Here is a 19825-nt window from a genome sequence, read left to right as displayed (position 1 = left end):
CCGGGGGTCCTTTTATCTATGCGATGAGTGTCACTTCAGGGTGACGGTGGCGCCGGCGCCCTCCAGGGCCTCCTTGGCCTTCTCAGCGGCATCCTTGTCCACGCCCTCGAGCACGGCCTTCGGTGCGCCGTCGACCAGCTCCTTGGCCTCCTTCAGACCGAGGGAGGTCAGGCCGCGCACCTCCTTGATGACGCCGATCTTCTTGTCACCAGCGGCCTCGAGGATGACGTCGAACTCGGTCTGCTCTTCAGCAGCAGCGGCCTCGCCGCCAGCAGCCGGGGCTGCACCTGCAACAGCAACCGGAGCGGCTGCGGTCACGTCGAAGGTCTCCTCGAACAGCTTCACGAACTCAGAGAGCTCGATCAGCGACATCTCCTTGAACTGCTCGATCAGTTCTTCGTTGCTCATCTTCGCCATGGGTGGCGCTCCTTCTTATATCTGTTGTGCCGGGCCAGTCTGGACCCTGTGTGGCACACGCGGATCTTGGTTTGTCTCGGACTGCGTACAGTCGAAGGTGACGGGACCCACCACTACGCCGGTGAGTTGATCCGTCGGGTCTCGGCAGAGACTCAGGCAGCTTCTTCCTGCTTGACGCGCAGGGCTTCCGCAGTGCGCACGATCTTGGAGATCGGAGCCTGGAAAGTAGCAGCAGCCTTGGACTGCGCGCCGATGAAGGCACCAGCCAGCTTGCCGAGCAGAACCTCACGGGATTCAAGATCCGCGAGCTTCTTCACACCAGCCTCGTCCAGAGCCTGGCCATCCATGTAGCCGCCCTTGACGATGAGCTGGGGGTTGTCCTTGGCAAAGTCACGCAGGGCCTTAGCCACATCCACAGCATCGCCGTGGACGAACGCAATCGCAGAGGGGCCAGACATCTTGCCATCGAAGGCATCGATGCCGAGCTCCTTGGCTGCGATCTCGGTCAGCGTGTTCTTCACCACGGCGTAGTTCGCGTTCTCTCGCACGGACCGGCGCAGGTTCTGCAGCTGGGCCACGGAGAGGCCGCGGTATTCCGTGAGCACGGCAGCAGTCGAGTTGCTGAACAGTTCCTTCAGCTCCTCGACGGCGGCAGCCTTCTCAGGATTCGCCATGGCACTCCTTCCGAATTCACAGGCCGGTCAGTCTCGGTGCGCGGAGTTTCTTCTGCCTTCAGGCAAGAAAAAAGCCCCGATGCGCAGACGCACGGGGCTCACAGACAGTTCCTTCTTCCAGAGATCATCTGTTCGAAGGATCTTCAGCGGCTTTCGTTGCACCTGCGCAGGTCGCCCCAGAGGGTCTTTACAGTTGTGTCGCACCCCAGGAACTCGTCCTGGTGACCGTGAAACTCAGAGCCAACTGATTTCCACACGACAACAACGACCGGCGGTCTTTGGTCAGTGAATAACTATACACACCTGAGGCACCCAAGACCAATCCTGAGCTCCGGCACCGTTGCGAACAGGAAGAGCCCCGCTCCCCCTGAGGGGAACGAGGCTCTTCCTGAAATCAGAGTCGTCGTGAGACTCTTGCGGCCTTATTCGCCGACGACCACCTTGGTCACATTCGGGTCAACCGGAATACCGGGGCCGAAGGTGGTGGATACGGTGGCCTTCTGGATGTAGCGACCCTTGGAAGCCGAGGGCTTCAGGCGCAGGATCTCTTCCAGAGCAGCGGCGTAGTTCTCGGCCAGCTGCTTCTCCTCGAAGCTGGTCTTGCCGATGATGAAGTGAAGGTTGGAGTGCTTGTCGACGCGGAAGTCGATCTTGCCGCCCTTGATGTCAGTGACGGCCTTAGCCACATCGGGGGTCACGGTGCCGGTCTTGGGGTTCGGCATCAGGTTACGGGGACCCAGGATCTTACCGAGGCGACCAACCTTGCCCATCATGTCCGGGGAAGCCACGGCCGCGTCGAAGTCAGTCCAGCCCTCTGCGACCTTGGCGATCAGCTCATCGCCGCCGACAAAGTCAGCGCCGGCGGCCTCAGCCTTGGCCACGTTGTCACCCTGGGTGAAGACCACCACGCGGGCAGTCTTACCGGTGCCGTGGGGCAGGTTGACGGTGCCGCGCACCATCTGGTCTGCCTTGCGAGGATCCACGGAGAGGCGCAATGCCACCTCTACAGTGGCGTCGGACTTCGACGGGTTGGTCTCCTTGGCCAGGGCAACTGCCTCGACCGGGGTGTACAGGCTGTCCTGACCGATCTTCTCGGCGGCTGCCCTATATGCTTTGCTGCGCTTTGCCATCTGCGTTTTCTCCTTAGCAGTTGTGGTACGCGGACCGCGCTCGGCCCTTCCCACTGACCCCTTGGCAGGGATCAAACGTTATTTGTCATATGCGGCTGATGTCACCCACCACGCCTTCGGCGCTTACTGGGCTTCATCGCCTGAAGATCACGAGCTAGCTCGCCTCTTCTGCAGGCTCAAATCAGCCTTCGACGGTGATGCCCATGGAACGGGCGGTACCGGCGATGATCTGGGAGGCCGCTGCGATGTCATTCGCGTTGAGGTCCTCCATCTTGGTCTGAGCGATCTCCTCGACCTGAGCCTGGGTGAGCTTGCCGACCTTGTCGGTGTGCGGCACACCGGAGCCCTTGGGCACACCAGCGGCCTTTTTGATCAGCTCAGCAGCCGGCGGGGTCTTGGTGACGAAGGTGAAGGAGCGGTCTTCGTAGACCGTGATCTCCACAGGCACCACATTGCCGCGCTGGGACTCAGTCGCGGCGTTGTAGGCCTTGCAGAACTCCATGATGTTCACGCCGTGCTGACCGAGGGCAGGGCCGATAGGCGGTGCCGGGTTAGCGGCACCAGCCTGGATCTGCAACTTGATCAGGCCGGCGACTTTCTTCTTCGGGGCCATGTTTCTTGCGTCCTTTTCTTCACGATTTCCTGAGGCCTCAGGAGCGAGGGCATCAGGGGTGACCATCTGTGGCGCAGATGATCGAATCGTCGCCAGACTCCAAAGCAAGAGTCCGACGGCGAAAGCTTAAGTTATGGCGTTAAGACCTCAGTAGATCTTTTCGACCTGGTTGAAGTTCAGCGTCACTGGGGTCTCGCGCTCGAAGATCGAGACGAGCACCACCAGCTGGCGGGAGTCGGCGTGGATCTCAGAGATCGACGCCGGCAGGGTGGCGAAGGGCCCGTCGGTGACGGTCACGGACTCACCAATCTCGAAGTCCACCTTGACCTCCTGGGCCGGAGCCGGGGCAGAAGCCTCGTCGCCGTCGGCCACGTCCACCTTCTTCTGAGCATCAGGCTTGCCCAGGCGGTGCTCGGCCAGCATCTCGAAGACCTCGTCGGTACTCAGCGGCTGCGGGTCGTGAGCGTTGCCCACGAAGCCGGTGACACCGGGGGTGTGGCGGACAACGCCCCAGGACTCATCGGTCAGCTCCATGCGCACCAGCACGTAGCCGGGGATGCGCACCCGAGTCACGACCTTGCGCTGGGCGTTCTTGATTTCGACGACCTCTTCCATGGGGACGTCGATCTCGTAGATGTAGTCCTCCATGTCCTGGGTCTGGATACGGGTCTCCAGGTTGGACTTCACGCGCTTTTCATAGCCCGCGTAGGTGTGCACCACATACCAGTCGCCGAGGTCGCGGCGCAGCTTGGACTTCAGCTCAGCTACGCGCTCCTCGTAGGTCTTCTCCTCCTCAGCAGGGGTCTCGACAGCCTCGACTGTCTCGTCCTGCGTCAGTTCCTGATCAGACACGTTTCTCCTTGGTATGTATGCGTTGGTACGTGGCCGGCGTCGTCGTCCGGCTCAGATTCCGCCACCGAAGACGATGTCTGCGGCACGGCTGAAGACCCAGTCCAGACCGGTGACGATCAGGATCACGATGATCACGAAGACCAGGACCACTAGGGTGTAGTTCACCAGCTCGGAGCGGGTCGGGACGATGACCTTGCGCAGCTCGTCTATGACCTGCTTGAGGAACAGCCACACCTTGCCAAACGGTCCCCGGCGGCCGTCGCCGCTGCCGGCAGGGCCCTGGACATCAGTCACGGGCGTCTGTGACACGAGGACTCCATCTTCTGGTAGGGACGATGAGTTGGTGTGTCTCGCCGGATCCTCTCGGCTGGAGAGACGCAGGGCAGACAGGACTCGAACCTGCAACCTACGGTTTTGGAGACCGTTGCGCTACCAATTGCGCCACTGCCCTACGAGCGCACCTTGTGGGGCACGCTCAGTAGAGGTGTCCGGAGACACCGGTGTTCCAGTCTACGCGCCAGTGTGGAGTCATGCCAAACCTGCCCTCATGGGGTAGGCCTTCTGATGGTCCATGGACACTGGGGCGATTGCTGGCCCGCAGGGGCAGAGATGCGGACTCAGGCGTGGTTATGACCCCCATGAAGTTGCACTCGGCGGCTCGCTGGCCGCCCTCGTCATTTACGCCCTGGTCACCCAGCAGGCCGGGGGGCTACAGCAACAGCGAATCCGGATTCGCGCTCAACGGCTATGGCGAGCTCTCGCCCTTCGGATACTCGATGGGCGCTGTCCTACTGGCCGAGTTTGTCCTGACATTGCTGTTCCTACTGGTCATTCTGGGATCTACTGACAGCAGGGCACCGGTGGGGTTCGCACCTATTGCCATCGGCCTGGCCCTGACACTTGTTCACCTAGTGTCCATCCCCATCTCCAATACCTCAGTCAACCCCGCCCGGTCTCTGGCAGTGGCGTGGTTCTCCCCCGAGGCGCTGGGGCAGGTGTGGGTGTTCCTGCTGGCACCATTAGCAGGTGCGGCCCTTGCCGGTGTGCTCTACCCGATGGTCTTCCCGATTACCGAGGAGGTCATCCTTGAGCGCGAGGACGACCTATCCCAGTAACCGGTGCCGCTTCACCCTTGAGCGCGTCCGGTGTGTAAGACGCCCGGAGGTACCCTGGGGCACTCTCCGCGTGACCGGTAGGGTTGGGGGCAGCAGATCACTGCGACAAGATCATTGCAAGGCATAGTGTTTTAGGGCCAGAAAGGACCTCCATGACCTCCCCCGCCTCCCGAGTTTCCGCCCGCATCGGCTCGATCGCCGAGTCCGCCACTATGAAGGTGGATGCCAAGGCCAAGGCGCTGAAAGCGGCAGGCGAGGACGTCATCGGTTTTGGCGCCGGGGAGCCGGACTTCCCCAGTCCGCAGCATGTGGTGGGGGCTGCCGTCGAGGCAGCCAAGGATCCGAAGAACCACAAGTACACCCCCGCCGCTGGGCTGCCGGCACTTCGGCAGGCTCTGGCAGAGAAAACCACTCGGGACTCCGGCTTCCAGGCCGAGGCCTCTCAAGTACTGGTCACCAACGGCGGGAAACAGGCTGTCTACGCGTCCTTGGCGACGTTGGTGGATCCCGGCGATGAGGTCATCCTTCCCGCGCCCTACTGGACCACCTACCCGGAGGCCATCAAACTCGCCGGAGGCACTCCGGTGGAGGTTTTCGCCGGTCCTGAACAGGGCTTCAAGGTCACCGTGGAGCAGCTGGAAGCGGCCCGGACTGAGCGCAGCAAAGTGCTGATGTTCGTCTCGCCGTCGAACCCCACCGGTGCGGTCTACTCCCCGGAGGAGACTTACGCGATCGGTCGTTGGGCGGCACAGAACGGCCTCTGGGTCATCACCGATGAGATCTACGAAAAGCTGACCTACGACGGCGTGCCCTTCACGTCGATCGCTTCCCTTCCGGAGCTGGCGGACCAGGTGGTGATCCTCTCCGGTGTTGCCAAGACTTACGCGATGACCGGCTGGCGCGTGGGATGGATGGTAGGGCCGGCGGACATCATCAAAGCGGCCACCACCTTGCAGACCCACCTCACCTCCAATGTGGCCAATGTGTCCCAGCTGGCCGCCCTGGCCGCCGTCACGGGACCCATCGAGCCGGTGGAGCAGATGCGTGAGGCCTTCGACCGCCGACGCAAGCTCATGGTCGAGGCACTCAACAGCGTGGCCGGCTTCGAATGCCCGGTTCCCGAAGGGGCCTTCTACGCGTATGTGGATGTGCGCCAGGCGCTGGATAAGGACTATGACGGGGTAACCCCCACAACCTCGGCGGAGCTGGCTGAGCTGATCCTGGAGAAGGCGAAGGTCGCCGTCGTACCTGGTGAGGCCTTCGGTCCCAGCGGATACCTGCGACTGTCCTACGCACTGGGGGATGAGGACCTGGTGGCTGGCATCGAGCGCATCCGGGCACTGCTGGGCAGCAAATAAGCAGTTATCCCTGCTGCGGTGTGAGTTCGCTCCTAGCGGTCGCCACATCAACGGCAGGTGCATAGACTAAGAGATTGAACATGCCCTGCCGATGACGTCAGGCTCGTGAATGCGAGATTGAAGGGAATGAGCTGTATATGCGCATCGGACTGCTGACTTCCGGCGGTGACTGCCCTGGCCTGAACGCGGTGATCCGCTCGGCCGTGCTGCACGGGGTGAAGAGCTTCGGCGATGAATTCGTAGGATTCAAAGCCGGTTGGCGCGGCATCATCGAAGCCGACTACACCGAGCTGACCCGCCACGATGTGCGAGGTATCGCACGCGAAGGCGGCACTATTCTGGGCACCTCCCGCACCCACCCGTATAACCACCCCAAGGGCGGGCCGGAGAACATTGCCAAGCAGCTGAAACGTCACGACGTCGACGCCGTGATCGCCATCGGCGGCGAAGGCACTCTGGCCGGAGCCAAACGGCTGGCCGATGACGGCATCCCGGTGGTGGGTGTTCCCAAGACCATCGACAACGACCTCAAAGCCACCGACTACACCTTCGGCTTCGATACCGCGATTTCTATCGCCACCGACGCCATGGACCGGCTGCGCACCACCGGTGAATCCCACCACCGAGCGATGGTCGCCGAAGTCATGGGGCGTCACGTGGGCTGGATCGCGCTGCACTCGGGCATGGCTGCCGGTGCGCATGCGATTCTCATTCCGGAGCAGCGCGTCGATATCGACCAGGTCTGCGAGTGGGTGGAGCAGGTGCATTCGCGTGGGCGGTCCCCACTGGTCGTCATCGCCGAGGGCTTCATCCCCGAAGGCGCTGAAGAGGCCCTGGCAGGTAAGGGGCAGGAAGCCGACGGCCGCCCCCGCCTGGGCGGGATCGGTGAGTGGATCACCGCGCAGATCGAAGAGCGCACCGGGATCGAGACACGGAACACCACGCTGGGGCATATCCAGCGCGGCGGCAACCCCACCGGTTATGACCGTGTGCTGGCCACCCGCTTTGGCATTAAGGCCCTGGATCTGGTCCACGAGGGCGCTTGGGGCCATATGGCCGCGCTGCGTGGCACTGAGATCATCAAGGTGGACCTTGCTGAGGCACTGGACGGTCTCAAGACTGTTCCTGCTGAACGCTATGAAGAGGCCAAGATTCTCTTCGGCCGCTGATTCGCCTCCGGCGGTCACGGGTGCAGCCGTTATAAGCGGCTTCAAGCAACGTCAATCAACTACAACTGGTGTCCTGCCTCGGCGCGGGGCACCAGTTTCGTTTTACCATCCGTTTTTCGCATTACCATCGGCGGATACGGCATGGTAATGCGAATTTGGGATGGTAAAACGGGAACCACACCGTGCTGGGTCACAAAGGGTGGGGCCCAGCGGTAGGACACAGCAGTTGGGGCACAACGGTACCGCTCAGGGGTAAGGCCTAGCGGCAAGGCACAGGGCCCACGCCGCGCAAAGCGGTAGCGTATAACGATGCACCTTACCGAGCAGACCCAGAGCATCATCCAGCTGGTCTGGTCCCGGATGCTGAAGCTAGCGGATGACCGGATCGAGTCCGCCCCTGCCGGTTCACGCATCGAGGCCGGTAAAGATGGCGCCGGTGCCCTCATGCTGGTGCGACTCTTTGACCGAACCGTCCTTTACGGGCCGCCGGAGCTGCTGGCGCGCGCACGCGGCCTCCCGGATGCGCAGCTGGTGCAGGAGAGCACACTATTGGATGTGGCCCGCCAACATGATGTCTCGGCCCGCTCGTTGGGCCAGGCGGAGCTGCTCTACGGAGATCAAGCCTCCTATACCGTCCTCGCGCCGCTGCATCCGGAGGGCACGGTGGTCTCGCATGAGTCCGAGCACCTCGATGCTCTCCTGACCCACTCCCCCGCCGATGATGTGGCCCTCTCTGGGCTTCGTGAAGCTGAATGGGCAGCCACCCTCGTCACTGAGCAGCACGGGCAGCCTGGCGTACACCGGGGCACGTCTGCCGAGGCGGAGGGACAGAGCGGGAACGACGCCGCGGCCGCTGGCTTCTCGGGGCATCTTCCACTGGCTGGGGCTGGCTGGGAGGTGTGGCATCACATGCTCGGGCATATAGGCGTCCTCACGCATCCGCAGCACCGCATGCGCGGATACGCCGCCAGCATTGCGTCGGTTGCAGTGCAGGAAGCTCTGGATGCGGGGTTGATCCCGCAGTGGCGGGCTGCACTGAGCTCCCCGGGATCAGCCAGGCTGGCGCGATCGCTGAGCTTTGTTCCGGCCGGCTCCCAGACCACCGTGGTGTTGTCTCCGGAGCAGTAGCAGCCCCGATACCCCGGCGTCGGCGCGTACCCTCAGTTCAGGAGCGGTTAGCGCGGACGGCGGACGAAGTTGCCCTGCGGGCGGCCAACCGCCTGGCCTGCGTCAGGGCGCACGATGACTTCCTGGGCAGCCGCGTAGAACACGGTCTGCTGCTGCGTTTCGGCCCCGGTATCAGCAACCGGCTCTGCGTCAGCAACCGGCTCAGGACCATCAGCCGGCTCTGCATCACCAGCTGAAGTGAGAACATCGCGGACCACCAGCTGCTGTGCGGGATCCACCTTACGTTTGACCAGGGCCAGAGCGATGGGGCCGGCTTCATGGTGACGTGCCGCTGAGGTCACCACACCCACCGGGCGCTCGCCGGCGAGCGCTGCGGTGTCTGTCGCGTCAGTTGGCGCCAGCACCTGCGCACCGGGAGTGGGCAGTGTGTGCTCGGTGCCATCCAGGTGCAGGAAGACCAACCGGCGGGGCGGGTGCCCCAGGTTATGCACCCGTGCAACAGTCTCCTGGCCCTTATAACACCCCTTGCTCAGATGCACAGCGGTGCGGATCAGGTCCAGTTCATGGGGGATGGCCTTGTCATCTACTTCGCGAGCCAGCCGGGGGCGCCACGCGGCAATGCGGAGTGCCTCGGCCGCCTGCGAGCCGGCCAGCTGCCATCCCTGCTCCTCCAGTGTGGCCACAGCGGCTTCAAGATTCTCACGCGGGATGACGTTCAGGTGCCAGTGCCAGTCAAGCCCCGGGTGGGCGTCGTCGTCCACTTGTGCATAGGAGGCGGCACCGGGTGCAAGTCGGGGCCAGGGATCCTCCCAGTGGGAGACCATAACCGAGACACCCTCAGGCAGCGGGCGGGTGGAACCGATCACCGCATATTCAGCGCTGCGGTCAGTGATCTCCACGCGCAGCATGAACTTCATGGAGTCCAACCACGAGGCCAGAAGCGGCCCGTGTGAGGATTCGGTGATGAGCCAGGTGGTCTCGCCGTCGTCGGTGACGGCAGGGGCCTGCTCAATACGTCCTGAGATATCAAGCAGCAGCAGTTCGCTGGATTCACCAGGTTGAAGGCCGGTGAGCTGCTGAGATGAAAGCGTAGTCAGCCAGGAGAGACGGTCCTCACCGGTGATGGTGACTACCGAATAGTGGGAGAGGTCGACGGCGCCCTTGCCGGCTTCCAGTGCGCGCTGTTCCTTCACCGGGTTGCCGTAATGTGCGGCAACACCAGTATCGGGCGCGCCGCCCTCCACAGCGCCTGGGCGCTTCAGCAGTGGTGACGTGTATGTCACGGAAGGATCAGCGCTGACCCTTGTAGAGGCGGGAGAGCACCACATAGGAGATGTAGGCGATGAGGATGGTCACCAGCACCAGCAGGCCAATGAAGAAAATCTCCAGCGCGAGAATCTGTGCTTCAGTCATGGGACCATCCTAACCGTTCACGCGAAGAGCAGGCGTTCAGTGAAGTAGACGAAGACTCCCATAGCCGCAATGGGTGCCGCCCCCACCGCCATGGCCGAGAGTCGCCCGGCAGGTGGGCCCTGTAACACCAGGAAACGCCGGAAGCAGGCCAGTAGTGCCCCGGCGGCCAAACCGAGCACACCGGCGAAGAGCAGAGTCAGCTCCCCCCAGAAGAGGGCGGTGCCCAGCGCTGTAGCGAAGGCACTCAGTACGGTCAGCGGAAGCACCACCGCATCACGCACCGGCAGGCACGCCGCTAAGGCGCCGGCCAGCAGTGCGAAGGCGGCCAATGCCACCACTGAGAGCTCACCGCCGGGACCGGTCACGCCCAGTAGGCTGCCGCTTTCGTAGGGAAGCAGTCCGCGTACACGCAGCAGCCCCAGACCGCCGTCGCCTGCACCGGCCATACCGGCCGGATAGCGTAGGCCTGCCACCCATCCTGCAGCCGTCGTGGTCACCAGAACCCCAGCACAGGCCCCCAGGGTGGACTCCAGCCGGTGCGGACGCCCGGTGCCGCGCAGCACTTGGATGATGAAGACCACCATCACCCCGAAGGCCAGGGCCACGGAGGACCAGAAGAAGAGGCTCTCCACGCGCTCGACGATGGCCGCCCCGACTGCGGCAACCACACCTGCGCAGAGGATGACGGCAGAGAGCGAACGGCGGGCTGTCACCCCCATCAGCTGGGGCCAGCCCAGAGCAACCATCAGGCAGATCATCCCCACCACGGCAGTCAGCGGCCACACCCCCAACCAGGAGGACACCGCGAGCGCGGCAGAGGCGAGCAGGGCAGCAGCGGCCACGGGCAGATACTTCACGCAACCCATCCTGCCAGAGCCGGAGATCTGGTCACGGCTATACTCATCACCGGATCACTCAAGCATCATTTCGCATTGCGGAATATTGGTACCGGGTGAGCCGCTCACCTGGACTGGTGCACCCGGAAAGGGTTGCGGCAGAGTGAGCCACTGAACGCGCACACCGCAGAGGGAGGACTACCGATGGCTCAGGTGCTTCTGCTCTCTGACGCCCCGGAAGCCGCGCTGCCCTCGCTTGAGCTGCTCAACCATCGTGTTCGCTCGTTTCCCGCTGAGGCCTCCAGCATTGTGCGGGCACCCAATGTGGACATCACCCTGATCGACGCGCGCACCAATCTGGCCCATGCGCGCTCACTGTGCCAGCTGGTGAAGTCCTCCATGCTCTCGCCCGTCATAGTGGTGGTCAGTGAGTCCGGACTGGCGACCCTCAATGAAACCTGGCAGGCCGACGACTTCATCCTCACCGGCGCAAGCCCCGGCGAAGTCGACGCCCGGCTGCGCATGGCAGCGGTGGAGGCCGAGGACGAGGTACCAAATGGTGAGATCCGCGCAGGTGCCATCGTCATTGATGAGACCACCTATATGGCCACCATCCATGGCAAGCTGCTGAACCTCACCTATAAGGAATTCGAGCTGCTCAAGCATCTTGCACTGCACCCAGGGCAGGTCTTCACCCGCGACCGGCTGCTCCATGATGTCTGGGGCTATGACTACTTCGGCGGCACTCGCACCGTGGACGTGCATATCCGTCGACTGCGCGCAAAGCTGGGGCCCGAGCACGAGTCGCTCATCGGCACCGTACGCAATGTCGGCTACCGGCTGCTCATCGAAGGCAGCGGCCACGAAGGCAACGACCGCGACGACATCGACGCAGCCTGAACTGCCCTGCAAGCGCTCAGCAGCCGGGTCTACAGTGGGGCTATGAGTCAGCACGCAACTCTCCGTCTGGAGCTCATCGCCGGACCCCTCAGCGCCGAACCACTCAGCACCGAGCAGCTGGACGCCGTCACCGCCCTGGCCACCGCTGCCCAGCAGGCCGACGGCGCCCCGCCCTTCTCCGAGCAGACCCTGGTAGCACTGCGCCGGCCAGGCTCTGTGGCCCTCGCTGCTGCCTGGCAGCCCCCCGGGACAGCGACCGAATCTTCCACCGCAGAAGGCACTAAAACCCCGGGCGGCGGAGCCGAACAGCTGATCGGGGCCGGCGTCGTCGTCCTCGGTGACAACACCCCGGGCGAAGAAACCCCCGATGTACTGGAATTGGCGGTGCACCCCGATCACCGCGGCCAGCAGATCGCCATCCAGCTGGCTCAGCTGCTGGAAAGCTCCCTGAGCAGCTCCACGGATCGCCCTGCCGGTGCTCGAGCCTGGGCCCACGGTGAGCATCCAGCGGCTCCCCGACTGGCACAGCGCTTCGGCTGGTCCCCGGTGCGTGAGCTGTGGCGGATGCGCCTGGAGAACAGCGTAGACGCACCGCAGCTAACCCTCCCGGACGGGGTCAGGCTCCGCAGCTTCGTCCCAGGAGAAGACGACGCCGCCTGGCTGGCCGTCAACGCCGCAGCTTTTGCTGACCACCCGGAACAGGGTCAGCTGACCCAGCAGGACCTGCAAGCGCGCATCGACTCCGACTGGTTCAACCCGGAAGGGTTCCTGCTGGCTGAAGAAGACGGGGAACTGCTGGGCTTTCACTGGACCAAAATCGCCCCGAACCAGCCCGGTGAGGTGCTCGGTGAAGTCTATGTAGTGGGCGTGGCACCGCAGGCTCAGGGCCGCGGGCTTGGCGCCTCACTGACGGCCGCAGGGATCAACTATCTGCGCGGACAGAACGTGGACGCCATCATCCTCTACGTAGATGCCTCCAACACTGCTGCTACCCAGCTCTACAAGAAACTCGGGTTCACCGTCTGGGACGTGGACACCCAGTACGCCCCCGGGGCGGAGGCATCCGCAGAGATCAGCTGAGCGACGTCGTCGTCCTGCTTCACGAGCGGGTTGTGGTCAGCGATGCGGGCTACGGCTGGTATCTTTCACACGTGACCTCCCTGCAGAGCATGACCGCTGTGCCGCGCCGACGTACCTCCACTGTGGCTGATGAAGGCACCACCGCCGACATCCTCGCCGCAGGCGCCCTCTGCTGGCGGCTCCACAAAGGCCAACTGCAGGTACTGGTCATCCACCGCCCCCGCTATGACGACTGGTCCTTCCCTAAAGGGAAGCTCGACGAGGGCGAAACTCTCCCCGAATGCGCCGTCCGTGAAGTCAGCGAAGAAGTCGGCGCCAAAGTACGGCTCGGCATGCCGCTGCCAGTGACTCACTACACCGTCAAGGGCAAACCCAAAGAGGTGTGGTACTGGGCGGCAGAAATCGCCCAGGGCAAGCCACAGCCAGACGGGGACGAAACCGATGAAGTGCGCTGGGTCAGCCCCGCGGAGGCCCGGGAAATGCTCAGCAGCGAAGGCGACATCATCCCTCTGGAAGAGCTCCAGCGGCTCCATGAGAGCAATAGCCTGCGCACCGTGCCGTTCATCGTGCTCCGCCACGCAAAAGCTAAACCGCGCTCCACCTGGTCACGCTCAGAATCTGAGCGCCCACTAGCGGCCACCGGCAAGCGCCAGGCCAAATCAGTGGAAAAGCTACTGACCGCCTGGCGGCCCCGCCTGCTGCATTGCAGCCCGTGGAAGCGCTGCGCCGAGACCATAGCCCCCTACGTAAAACTGCACAGGCATAAGATCCGCTACCGTCGCTCCCTCACCGAGAAACGGGCGCGCCAGCAGCCGGCGAAAACCACCGGGCGAGTGAAGAAGTCGCTGGAACTGATCCAGCCCTCGCTGATCTGCACCCACCGGCCGGTACTGCCGATCGTGCTCAACGAGCTCTCCCGCTGGATCAAACAGGATGAGGTCAGCGTGGCGCTGCCGCACGAGGATCCCTACCTGGCACCAGGGGCTATCGTCGTCGGACAACAGGCGGTAGATCGCGGTGGGGAAGTCGTGTCCCTGGAGATTTACGAACCGTTCGAGGACTGAGTTAGTTCCGCGGGCGGGGAAACCCCGCCACGCTCTCGGCGAGCTCACGCTCGCCATCACACCTAAAGGGTTCCGCGGGCGGGGAAACCCCGCCACGCTCTCGGCGAGCTCACGCTCGCCATCACACCTAAAGAGTTCCGCGGGCGGGGAAACCCCGCCACGGCCATGACGTGGCCCGCACCCCCGCTCAGCGGACGGCACGGGTCCCTGACGTCACGGCTCCACTCGGCGGGCTCACGCTCGCCATCACACCTAAAGAGTTCCGCGGGCGGGGAAACCCCGCCACGCTCTCGGCGAGCTCACGCTCGCCATCACACCTAAAGAGTTCCGCGGGCGGGGAAACCCCGCCACGGCCATGACGTGGCCCGCACCCCCGCGCAGCGGACGCTTTGCGTTCGGTCACGCAGTTTGACGTCAGTTCCGGTCAATTGTGGGCATTCTGGGCCCCAGATGCGGTCAAAACGCGTGACCGAAGCCAGGATGCTGGGCAAGTCGGGGGCTGTGGCCCTTTCTCGGCATTCCACCCCAGTCGGGAGCCCCATCTCGTGACGAGGGGGCTAGTGACATCCGTCACGGCACTGGCTACTCTGGGGAAATGGTGAGACATCCACTGACCAAACGCCGCACCACCACCGCCTCCGGCCCCGAGCAGAAGAATGTGCACCCAGCGGCCGAACTCGTCATTGACGAGGACCGCTGCCGGGCCGAGCTGTGGGACACTATCGACGGTGAACGCACGTTCATCGGCTTCATCGGTTACGCCCTCGAGGACCGCGGCGGCATCCCGGTGACCCGGCTGATGCACACCATCATCAATGAGCGCTTCGGCCGTCAGGGCTACGCCCGCTGCCTGGTGACCCTGCTGCTGGACAGACTCATCGCTGAGGACCGGCGGTTCACCTCAGAATGCAGTTACATTGACCACTACTTGAAGCGCTACCCCGAATATCGCAAGAACCAAGCGGTAAGCTGAGCCGCGTGAGCTCAGCGATCCCCACCCCCTATGAAGACCTGCTGGCCGATGTGCTGGCCCATGGAACCAAGAAGTCAGACCGCACCGGCACCGGAACCACCAGCGTCTTCGGACGCCAGATCCGGTTCGATCTCGCGGATTCCTTCCCGCTGATCACCACCAAGCGCGTGCACTTCAAATCCGTGGCCCTGGAGCTGCTGTGGTTCCTCCGCGGGGACTCAAATGTCCGTTGGCTGCAGGAGCGCGGAGTCCGCATCTGGAACGAATGGGCCGACGAGAACGGTGATCTTGGCCCGGTCTACGGCGTGCAGTGGCGCTCCTGGCCCACCCCCACTGGGGAGAGCATCGACCAGATCAGCACACTAGTGGAACAGCTGAAAGCTAATCCCGACTCACGACGCCACCTGGTCACCGCGTGGAACCCGTCCCAGATTGAAGAGATGGCGCTGCCGCCCTGCCACATCCTCTTCCAGTTCTACGTGGCTGATGGCAAACTCTCCTGTCAGCTCTATCAGCGCAGCGCCGATATGTTCTTAGGCGTGCCCTTCAACATCGCCAGCTACTCGCTGCTGACGCTCATGGTGGCACAGCAGACCGGGCTGGAACCCGGAGAGTTCATCTGGACCGGCGGCGATTGCCACATCTATGACAACCACATCGAGCAGGTTCGCGAGCAACTCTCTCGGGAAGCCCGCCCCTACCCGCAGCTGCGCATCACCCGGCAGCCACAGTCCCTGCTGGACTACCAGTACGAAGACTTCGAAGTGCTCAACTATGACCCGCATCCCACTATCAAAGCTGTCGTCGCAGTATGAGCGCAGCGGTAGGTGTGATCTGGGCACAAACCCCAGACCGCGTCATCGGACGTCACGGAACTATGCCGTGGCACGTCCCTGAAGACATGGCGTACTTCAAGACGGTGACCGCCGGCTGCCCGGTCATTATGGGCCGCAAGACCTGGGAATCGTTGCCTGAGCGGTTCCGCCCGCTGCCGGGGCGCAGCAACATTGTGGTCACCAGAAACACCTCCCGCGCCGCCGAACTGGCTCAGCAGGGTGCGCTGACCACCTCCAGCCTGGAGGATGCTGTGGCGCTCGGGCAGGAACAGGCCGGAGAGTCCAGCGCGGTGTGGATCATGGGCGGTGGCGCCATCTACGCCGAAGCAGTGGAGAAAGGCATCGCCCAGCTGGCCTCGGTCACTGTGCTGGACTTAGACATCGAGGGCGATACATTCGCCCCGGAGCTGGATCCCGCCGCTTGGGAGCTGGCCGGCTCCGCGCAGGGGTTGGGCAAGTGGGACACCTCGGAATCCGGGGTGCGCTACCGCTTCGAAACCTACGCTCGACGTCGCTAACTCCCCTCCCCTTCCGGGACGGCGCGGTTGAACATTTAGACTGTCGGCATGACGGAGAAGCCCGAGCTCACACCCCAGCCCGCCCAGTCAGGTTTTACCAATGCCGCCCTGATGGGCTTTATGGCGTATCTGCTCTTTCCGCTGATGGCGCTGATGACCGTGATCTTCGCCCTCATGCTGATCTCAGATGACCTGCCGGGCGCCGGTATCGCCTTGATCATTGTCAGCCAGGTCTGGGTGGGCGCTGGCATTTGGGGCCATTTCCACCGCAAAAAACTCCTCCGGCAGTCTGCTCAGGAGATGGACAACGACTCCTAGCTTTCCCCGACTCCATGCTCTTGGCGGCGGTCCCGCAGCCCCGTCGTATCTGAGCGCAGCGGCTTCTCCAGCAGCTTCCCAGCGACGTTAAGGGAATACTGGCGGGCTGGGTTCGTTACGCTGTCCACTATGACTTCTGTGCTTCCTGATACCTCTGCTCAGCTCACCGGTGCCGGCCAAGCCCCGGCGGTGGGACTCATCGGATGGCGCGGCATGGTCGGCTCCGTGCTGATCCAGCGCATGCTTGATGAGGGCGACTTCGCCCATATCAACCCGGTGTTCTTCTCCACCTCCAATGCCGGCGGCCCCGCCCCTGAATACCCCGGAGTGGACCCTGAACAGAAGACTCTGCAGGATGCCTACGACGTCGATACGCTGACTAAACTGCCGATCATCGTCACCGCCCAAGGCGGGGATTACACCAAGGCCGTCTATCCGAAGCTGCGCGAAGCCGGCTGGGACGGACTGTGGATCGATGCCGCCTCCACCCTGCGTATGGCAGACAGCTCGATCATTGTGCTGGATCCCATCAACCGCGATGTCATCGACGCCGGCCTGGCCGCTGGGGTCAAGGAGTTCATCGGTGGCAACTGCACCGTCTCCTGCATGCTGATGGGCCTCGGCGGCCTGTTCAAGCAGGACCTGGTGGAGTGGGGCACGGCGATGACCTACCAGGCGGCCTCCGGCGGCGGTGCCAAGCATATGCGCGAGCTGCTGACCCAGTTCGGTGGTCTTCGCGACGTCGTCGCCGAGGAGCTCAATGATCCCGCCGCGGCGATCCTGGACATCGACCGTAAAGTCCTCGCCGCCCAGCGCGAGGGCTTGGACGCCTCGCAGTTCGGAGTGCCACTGGCTGGGTCGCTGATCCCGTGGATCGACGCCGATCTGGGCAACGGCGTGGCCAAGGAGGAATGGAAGGCCGGGGTGGAGACCAATAAGATCCTCGGACGCGGGCAGGACCTGGCCCCCGGAGTGCAGTCCGCCGGCGAGAAGATCCCCTTTGACTCACTGTGTGTGCGCATCGGGGCCCTGCGCTCCCACTCCCAGGCGCTGACTCTGAAGCTGCGCGAGGACATCCCGGTGGCCGAGATCGAACAGATTGTGGCCGCCGGCACTGAATGGGCCAAGGTTGTGCCCAATGAGAAGCAGCCGACCATGGACCAGCTGACTCCGGTGGCCGCGACCGGCGGCCTGGAGATCCCGGTGGGCCGTATCCGGAAGCTGGAGATGGGACCGGAGTACATCTCCGCGTTTACCGTGGGCGATCAGCTGCTCTGGGGCGCGGCGGAGCCGCTGCGCCGCATGCTGATGATCGCCATCGGCAAGCTCTGACGAGCCCCCGCGGGCCGGTTCATTTGCGGCGCGGTGAGCGCTGCAGGAAGTCGTCTGCGATCTGGTCGAAGGTCGTCCACTTGATGCCCTCATGTTTGTTGATGTGCTCGATGAGCCGTTCCAGCATGAGCATCACCTGTGGGCGCCCTGAGACGTCCGGGTGGATGGTGATGGTGAAGACCGCGTAGTCAGACTCCCGGTAGACCCAGTCGAACTGGTCCCGCCACAGCTCTTCTATATGGCGGGGATTGACGAAGCCATGGCTGTTGGGGCTGGACTTGATGAATAGCATCGGCGGCAGATCATCCAGGTACCACGAGGCCGGAATCTCCACCAGATCAGTCTCCGTGCCGCGGATCAGCGGCTTCATCCAGCTGCTGGCCGGCTTGTCATAGTCGATCTTGGACTCTTCCCAGCTGTCGCCCACGCGGACGTAATAGGGCTCAAAGTCACGATGCATCAGAGAGTGGTCATACTTGATGCCCTTCTCCAGCAGCAGCTCATTGGTCACCGTGGAGAACTCCCACCAGGGCGCCACATAGCCGGTGGGACGGCGCCCGGCGCGACGCTCGATGAGATCCACGCAGTAGTCCAGGATCTCAGTCTCCTGTTCGCGCGTCATCGCGATGGGATTCTCGTGGCTGTAGCCGTGCACTCCGATCTCGTGCCCGGCGGCGACTACCTCATCGAACTGATCAGGGAATGTCTCAATGGAGTGTCCTGGCCAGAACCAGGTGCTGGGCAGGTCATATTTGTCCATCAGCCGGTTCAGGCGGGGAACACCCACCTCCCCGGCGAAGATACCTCGCGAGATGTCATTGGGAGAGTCCTCACCTCCGTATGATCCCAGCCACCCGCCAACCGCGTCGACGTCGATTCCGAAAGCGACGAATATTTCTTTAGCCATAGTGATCCTCTTTTCTCCATAGTCGACCTTCAGTTGCCGGTGACGGTTCCCCGGGGTCCTGTTTTACGTGAGGTCTCTAAAAGGTGTGGTCCATTCGTCAAGCGCCGCTCGAGCTTGTTCCACAGTGCCCTGGTCCACAAGGAGGGCCAACAGAATGCGCGCCTGGGTCACAGGGATGTCTCCGAGCAAGTGGGCACCAGCCGCGACTGCGTCTACTGCACCACCGCCGCCGTAGATGGGAGCTACCGCGCCCGCTGATGCTCTGGAGCCCACGGCGATCAGCATGCCTGCCTCCACAGCGTGCTCGATGGCATGCACAAGGTGTTTTCCCGGGTTGGCGGCACCGTGAGCTGCGATGACGGCACCTTGGGCACCAGCGGCCAAGGACGCCTTCAACAGTGCTCCGTCTGCCCCGGGATAGCTGAGGATGCAGTCGACTCGCAGCCGGGCGAACCCCTCGCTAGGCAGCTGAAGCTGACGTTGGCCAGGAGCTTCGGGGGTGGAGAAGAAGTACGGTGCATGGCCGTACATCCGCCCGATGACACCTCCGCTGCGATGTTCAAAGGGCTGCATCGCCAGGGTCTGTTGTTTGCTCGTCCCCCAGGCGGCGTGAATCGCTCCCCCGAAAACCAGCATCACACCACGGCCGCGTGCCGAGTCGGAGGCCGCCGTGCGCACCGCGTCCCTCAGGTTTCGCGGACCGTCCGAATCGGCCTGGTCAGGACTGCGTTGGGCGCCGGTAAGGACCACCGGGGTCTCACCTCGATGGGTGAGCGCCAGAATGGCCAGAGTCTCTTCCATGGTGTCGGTGCCGTGGGTGACCACGACCCCGTGGACATCCTCTCTGCTCGTGGCGTGTGCCACCGCCGAGCAGATGGCAACTAGGTCGCCGAGGTCAAAATTGAAGGAGTTGGTGACCGCGATGTCTTGGGACTCCAGATCCAGTTCGCTGTCCTCTAGACCTGACTGCTCCAGCAACTGCTCACCGGTGTCCTGGGCTCGTGCCCCCGAGTCACTGCTCCGGGACGCAATCGTCCCACCGGTGGCGATCACCACCACGCGTCGTCGGTCTCTTTGTGCCACAGTCACCACATCCGTGTGATCGTCCTCATAAGGGCTAGCCCTTAGGAGTGGATCACGCAGACACCACTATGTCCTGAACAGAACCTAGGAGCTCGCTTAAGAGACCGTC

The 19825-nt window shown here is 63.3% G+C and carries 23 protein-coding genes and 1 tRNA gene; 12 read left to right on the top strand and 12 right to left on the bottom strand.

The features are described from left to right. Positions 1-30: 30 nt before the first annotated feature. The 7 genes from rplL to TX78_RS03695 all read right to left on the bottom strand — a co-directional run bounded on the left by rplL (position 31) and on the right by TX78_RS03695 (position 4137). Positions 31-417, bottom strand: coding sequence for a 50S ribosomal protein L7/L12 (gene rplL / locus TX78_RS03725; protein ID WP_044493829.1), 387 nt, complete (start codon positions 415-417; stop codon positions 31-33). Positions 418-569: 152 nt separating this feature from the next. After that, positions 570-1091 carry a 50S ribosomal protein L10 gene (rplJ, locus tag TX78_RS03720; protein ID WP_044493828.1) on the bottom strand — a complete coding sequence of 174 codons (522 nt, stop codon included), beginning with the start codon at positions 1089-1091 and terminating at the stop codon, positions 570-572. A gap of 422 nt (positions 1092-1513) precedes the next feature. Beyond that, positions 1514-2221 carry a 50S ribosomal protein L1 gene (rplA, locus tag TX78_RS03715; RefSeq protein WP_044493826.1) on the bottom strand — a complete coding sequence of 236 codons (708 nt, stop codon included), beginning with the start codon at positions 2219-2221 and terminating at the stop codon, positions 1514-1516. Between the two features lie 181 nt (positions 2222-2402). Continuing rightward, entirely contained in the window at positions 2403-2834 is a 432-nt protein-coding gene (gene rplK / locus TX78_RS03710) for a 50S ribosomal protein L11 (protein ID WP_044493825.1), read from the bottom strand. A gap of 147 nt (positions 2835-2981) precedes the next feature. Next, a complete protein-coding gene (gene nusG, locus TX78_RS03705) occupies positions 2982-3686 on the bottom strand; it encodes a transcription termination/antitermination protein NusG (RefSeq protein ID WP_233722152.1) in 705 nt (234 codons plus the stop codon). Between the two features lie 51 nt (positions 3687-3737). After that, positions 3738-3995 (bottom strand): preprotein translocase subunit SecE, encoded by a 258-nt coding sequence (gene secE, locus TX78_RS03700; RefSeq protein ID WP_044493821.1) that lies wholly within the window; start codon positions 3993-3995, stop codon positions 3738-3740. Positions 3996-4064: 69 nt separating this feature from the next. Next, positions 4065-4137: transfer RNA gene (locus TX78_RS03695), tRNA-Trp, on the bottom strand. A 178-nt stretch (positions 4138-4315) separates the two neighbouring features. Between TX78_RS03695 and TX78_RS03690 the strand changes: the two genes are divergently transcribed. From TX78_RS03690 to TX78_RS03675, 4 genes are all read left to right on the top strand, one after another. Next, positions 4316-4801, top strand: a complete 486-nt coding sequence (locus TX78_RS03690) for an aquaporin (protein WP_233722151.1) — start codon at positions 4316-4318, stop codon at positions 4799-4801. Positions 4802-4953: 152 nt separating this feature from the next. Then, positions 4954-6159, top strand: coding sequence for a pyridoxal phosphate-dependent aminotransferase (locus tag TX78_RS03685; RefSeq protein WP_044493817.1), 1206 nt, complete (start codon positions 4954-4956; stop codon positions 6157-6159). Positions 6160-6296: 137 nt separating this feature from the next. Then, positions 6297-7328: a 6-phosphofructokinase gene (locus tag TX78_RS03680; protein WP_044493816.1), complete on the top strand. Its 1032-nt coding sequence runs from the start codon at positions 6297-6299 to the stop codon at positions 7326-7328. 309 nt (positions 7329-7637) lie between these two features. Then, on the top strand, positions 7638-8456 hold the full coding sequence (locus TX78_RS03675) for a GNAT family N-acetyltransferase (protein WP_044493814.1): 819 nt from the start codon (positions 7638-7640) through the stop codon (positions 8454-8456). 47 nt (positions 8457-8503) lie between these two features. On the opposite strand, the gene ygfZ is transcribed toward TX78_RS03675, so the two are convergent. From ygfZ to TX78_RS03665, 3 genes are read right to left on the bottom strand one after another with little or no spacing between them, the layout of a single operon-like run. Continuing rightward, complete coding sequence (gene ygfZ / locus TX78_RS03670; RefSeq protein WP_044493811.1) at positions 8504-9739, bottom strand: CAF17-like 4Fe-4S cluster assembly/insertion protein YgfZ; 1236 nt, start codon at positions 9737-9739, stop codon at positions 8504-8506. Positions 9740-9746: 7 nt separating this feature from the next. After that, positions 9747-9869, bottom strand: a complete 123-nt coding sequence (locus TX78_RS14485; RefSeq protein WP_267878916.1) for a hypothetical protein — start codon at positions 9867-9869, stop codon at positions 9747-9749. A gap of 17 nt (positions 9870-9886) precedes the next feature. Next, complete coding sequence (locus tag TX78_RS03665) at positions 9887-10726, bottom strand: hypothetical protein (RefSeq protein WP_049897423.1); 840 nt, start codon at positions 10724-10726, stop codon at positions 9887-9889. A 183-nt stretch (positions 10727-10909) separates the two neighbouring features. On the opposite strand from TX78_RS03665, the gene TX78_RS03660 reads away from it, so the two are divergent. The 8 genes from TX78_RS03660 (at position 10910) to asd (ending at position 17726) form a co-directional block, all read left to right on the top strand. Beyond that, complete coding sequence (locus TX78_RS03660) at positions 10910-11605, top strand: response regulator transcription factor (protein ID WP_044493810.1); 696 nt, start codon at positions 10910-10912, stop codon at positions 11603-11605. Between the two features lie 42 nt (positions 11606-11647). After that, positions 11648-12685: a mycothiol synthase gene (gene mshD / locus TX78_RS03655; protein ID WP_044493809.1), complete on the top strand. Its 1038-nt coding sequence runs from the start codon at positions 11648-11650 to the stop codon at positions 12683-12685. An 89-nt stretch (positions 12686-12774) separates the two neighbouring features. Then, on the top strand, positions 12775-13749 hold the full coding sequence (locus TX78_RS03650) for an NUDIX hydrolase (RefSeq protein WP_049897519.1): 975 nt from the start codon (positions 12775-12777) through the stop codon (positions 13747-13749). A gap of 595 nt (positions 13750-14344) precedes the next feature. Further along, positions 14345-14722 (top strand): GNAT family N-acetyltransferase, encoded by a 378-nt coding sequence (locus tag TX78_RS03645; protein WP_044493805.1) that lies wholly within the window; start codon positions 14345-14347, stop codon positions 14720-14722. After that, positions 14719-15537 carry a thymidylate synthase gene (locus tag TX78_RS03640; RefSeq protein ID WP_044493802.1) on the top strand — a complete coding sequence of 273 codons (819 nt, stop codon included), beginning with the start codon at positions 14719-14721 and terminating at the stop codon, positions 15535-15537. The genes TX78_RS03645 and TX78_RS03640 overlap by 4 nt, the downstream gene beginning before the upstream one ends. After that, on the top strand, positions 15534-16076 hold the full coding sequence (locus tag TX78_RS03635) for a dihydrofolate reductase (protein ID WP_044493801.1): 543 nt from the start codon (positions 15534-15536) through the stop codon (positions 16074-16076). The genes TX78_RS03640 and TX78_RS03635 overlap by 4 nt, the downstream gene beginning before the upstream one ends. Before the next feature lie 48 nt (positions 16077-16124). Further along, the gene (locus TX78_RS03630; RefSeq protein ID WP_044493798.1) at positions 16125-16394 is read left to right on the top strand and encodes an NF038396 family protein; all 270 of its coding nucleotides are present in this window, start codon (positions 16125-16127) and stop codon (positions 16392-16394) included. Between the two features lie 129 nt (positions 16395-16523). Next, positions 16524-17726 carry an aspartate-semialdehyde dehydrogenase gene (asd, locus tag TX78_RS03625; protein ID WP_081652545.1) on the top strand — a complete coding sequence of 401 codons (1203 nt, stop codon included), beginning with the start codon at positions 16524-16526 and terminating at the stop codon, positions 17724-17726. Between the two features lie 19 nt (positions 17727-17745). Here asd and TX78_RS03620 read toward each other — a convergent pair whose 3' ends face one another. Beyond that, entirely contained in the window at positions 17746-18633 is an 888-nt protein-coding gene (locus tag TX78_RS03620) for a polysaccharide deacetylase family protein (RefSeq protein ID WP_044493796.1), read from the bottom strand. A gap of 63 nt (positions 18634-18696) precedes the next feature. Beyond that, positions 18697-19716 carry an asparaginase gene (locus TX78_RS03615; protein WP_044494357.1) on the bottom strand — a complete coding sequence of 340 codons (1020 nt, stop codon included), beginning with the start codon at positions 19714-19716 and terminating at the stop codon, positions 18697-18699. Between the last annotated feature and the right edge of the window lie 109 nt (positions 19717-19825).

The organism is Nesterenkonia massiliensis, from assembly GCF_000455245.1.
Lineage (GTDB): Bacteria > Actinomycetota > Actinomycetes > Actinomycetales > Micrococcaceae > Nesterenkonia > Nesterenkonia rhizosphaerae.
Note: the sequence above shows the minus strand (reverse complement) of the source record. Positions and strands in the feature narration are given on the sequence as shown.

Coding starts and splice junctions, on each gene's coding strand:
- rplL (WP_044493829.1), bottom strand. CDS start 417: ATGGCGAAGATGAGCAACGAAGAACTGATCGAGCAGTTCAAGGAGATG.
- rplJ (WP_044493828.1), bottom strand. CDS start 1,091: ATGGCGAATCCTGAGAAGGCTGCCGCCGTCGAGGAGCTGAAGGAACTG.
- rplA (WP_044493826.1), bottom strand. CDS start 2,221: ATGGCAAAGCGCAGCAAAGCATATAGGGCAGCCGCCGAGAAGATCGGT.
- rplK (WP_044493825.1), bottom strand. CDS start 2,834: ATGGCCCCGAAGAAGAAAGTCGCCGGCCTGATCAAGTTGCAGATCCAG.
- TX78_RS03690 (WP_233722151.1), top strand. CDS start 4,316: ATGACCCCCATGAAGTTGCACTCGGCGGCTCGCTGGCCGCCCTCGTCA.
- TX78_RS03685 (WP_044493817.1), top strand. CDS start 4,954: ATGACCTCCCCCGCCTCCCGAGTTTCCGCCCGCATCGGCTCGATCGCC.
- TX78_RS03680 (WP_044493816.1), top strand. CDS start 6,297: ATGCGCATCGGACTGCTGACTTCCGGCGGTGACTGCCCTGGCCTGAAC.
- TX78_RS03675 (WP_044493814.1), top strand. CDS start 7,638: ATGCACCTTACCGAGCAGACCCAGAGCATCATCCAGCTGGTCTGGTCC.
- TX78_RS14485 (WP_267878916.1), bottom strand. CDS start 9,869: ATGACTGAAGCACAGATTCTCGCGCTGGAGATTTTCTTCATTGGCCTG.
- TX78_RS03660 (WP_044493810.1), top strand. CDS start 10,910: ATGGCTCAGGTGCTTCTGCTCTCTGACGCCCCGGAAGCCGCGCTGCCC.
- mshD (WP_044493809.1), top strand. CDS start 11,648: ATGAGTCAGCACGCAACTCTCCGTCTGGAGCTCATCGCCGGACCCCTC.
- TX78_RS03650 (WP_049897519.1), top strand. CDS start 12,775: ATGACCGCTGTGCCGCGCCGACGTACCTCCACTGTGGCTGATGAAGGC.
- TX78_RS03645 (WP_044493805.1), top strand. CDS start 14,345: ATGGTGAGACATCCACTGACCAAACGCCGCACCACCACCGCCTCCGGC.
- TX78_RS03635 (WP_044493801.1), top strand. CDS start 15,534: ATGAGCGCAGCGGTAGGTGTGATCTGGGCACAAACCCCAGACCGCGTC.
- TX78_RS03630 (WP_044493798.1), top strand. CDS start 16,125: ATGACGGAGAAGCCCGAGCTCACACCCCAGCCCGCCCAGTCAGGTTTT.
- asd (WP_081652545.1), top strand. CDS start 16,524: ATGACTTCTGTGCTTCCTGATACCTCTGCTCAGCTCACCGGTGCCGGC.
- TX78_RS03620 (WP_044493796.1), bottom strand. CDS start 18,633: ATGGCTAAAGAAATATTCGTCGCTTTCGGAATCGACGTCGACGCGGTT.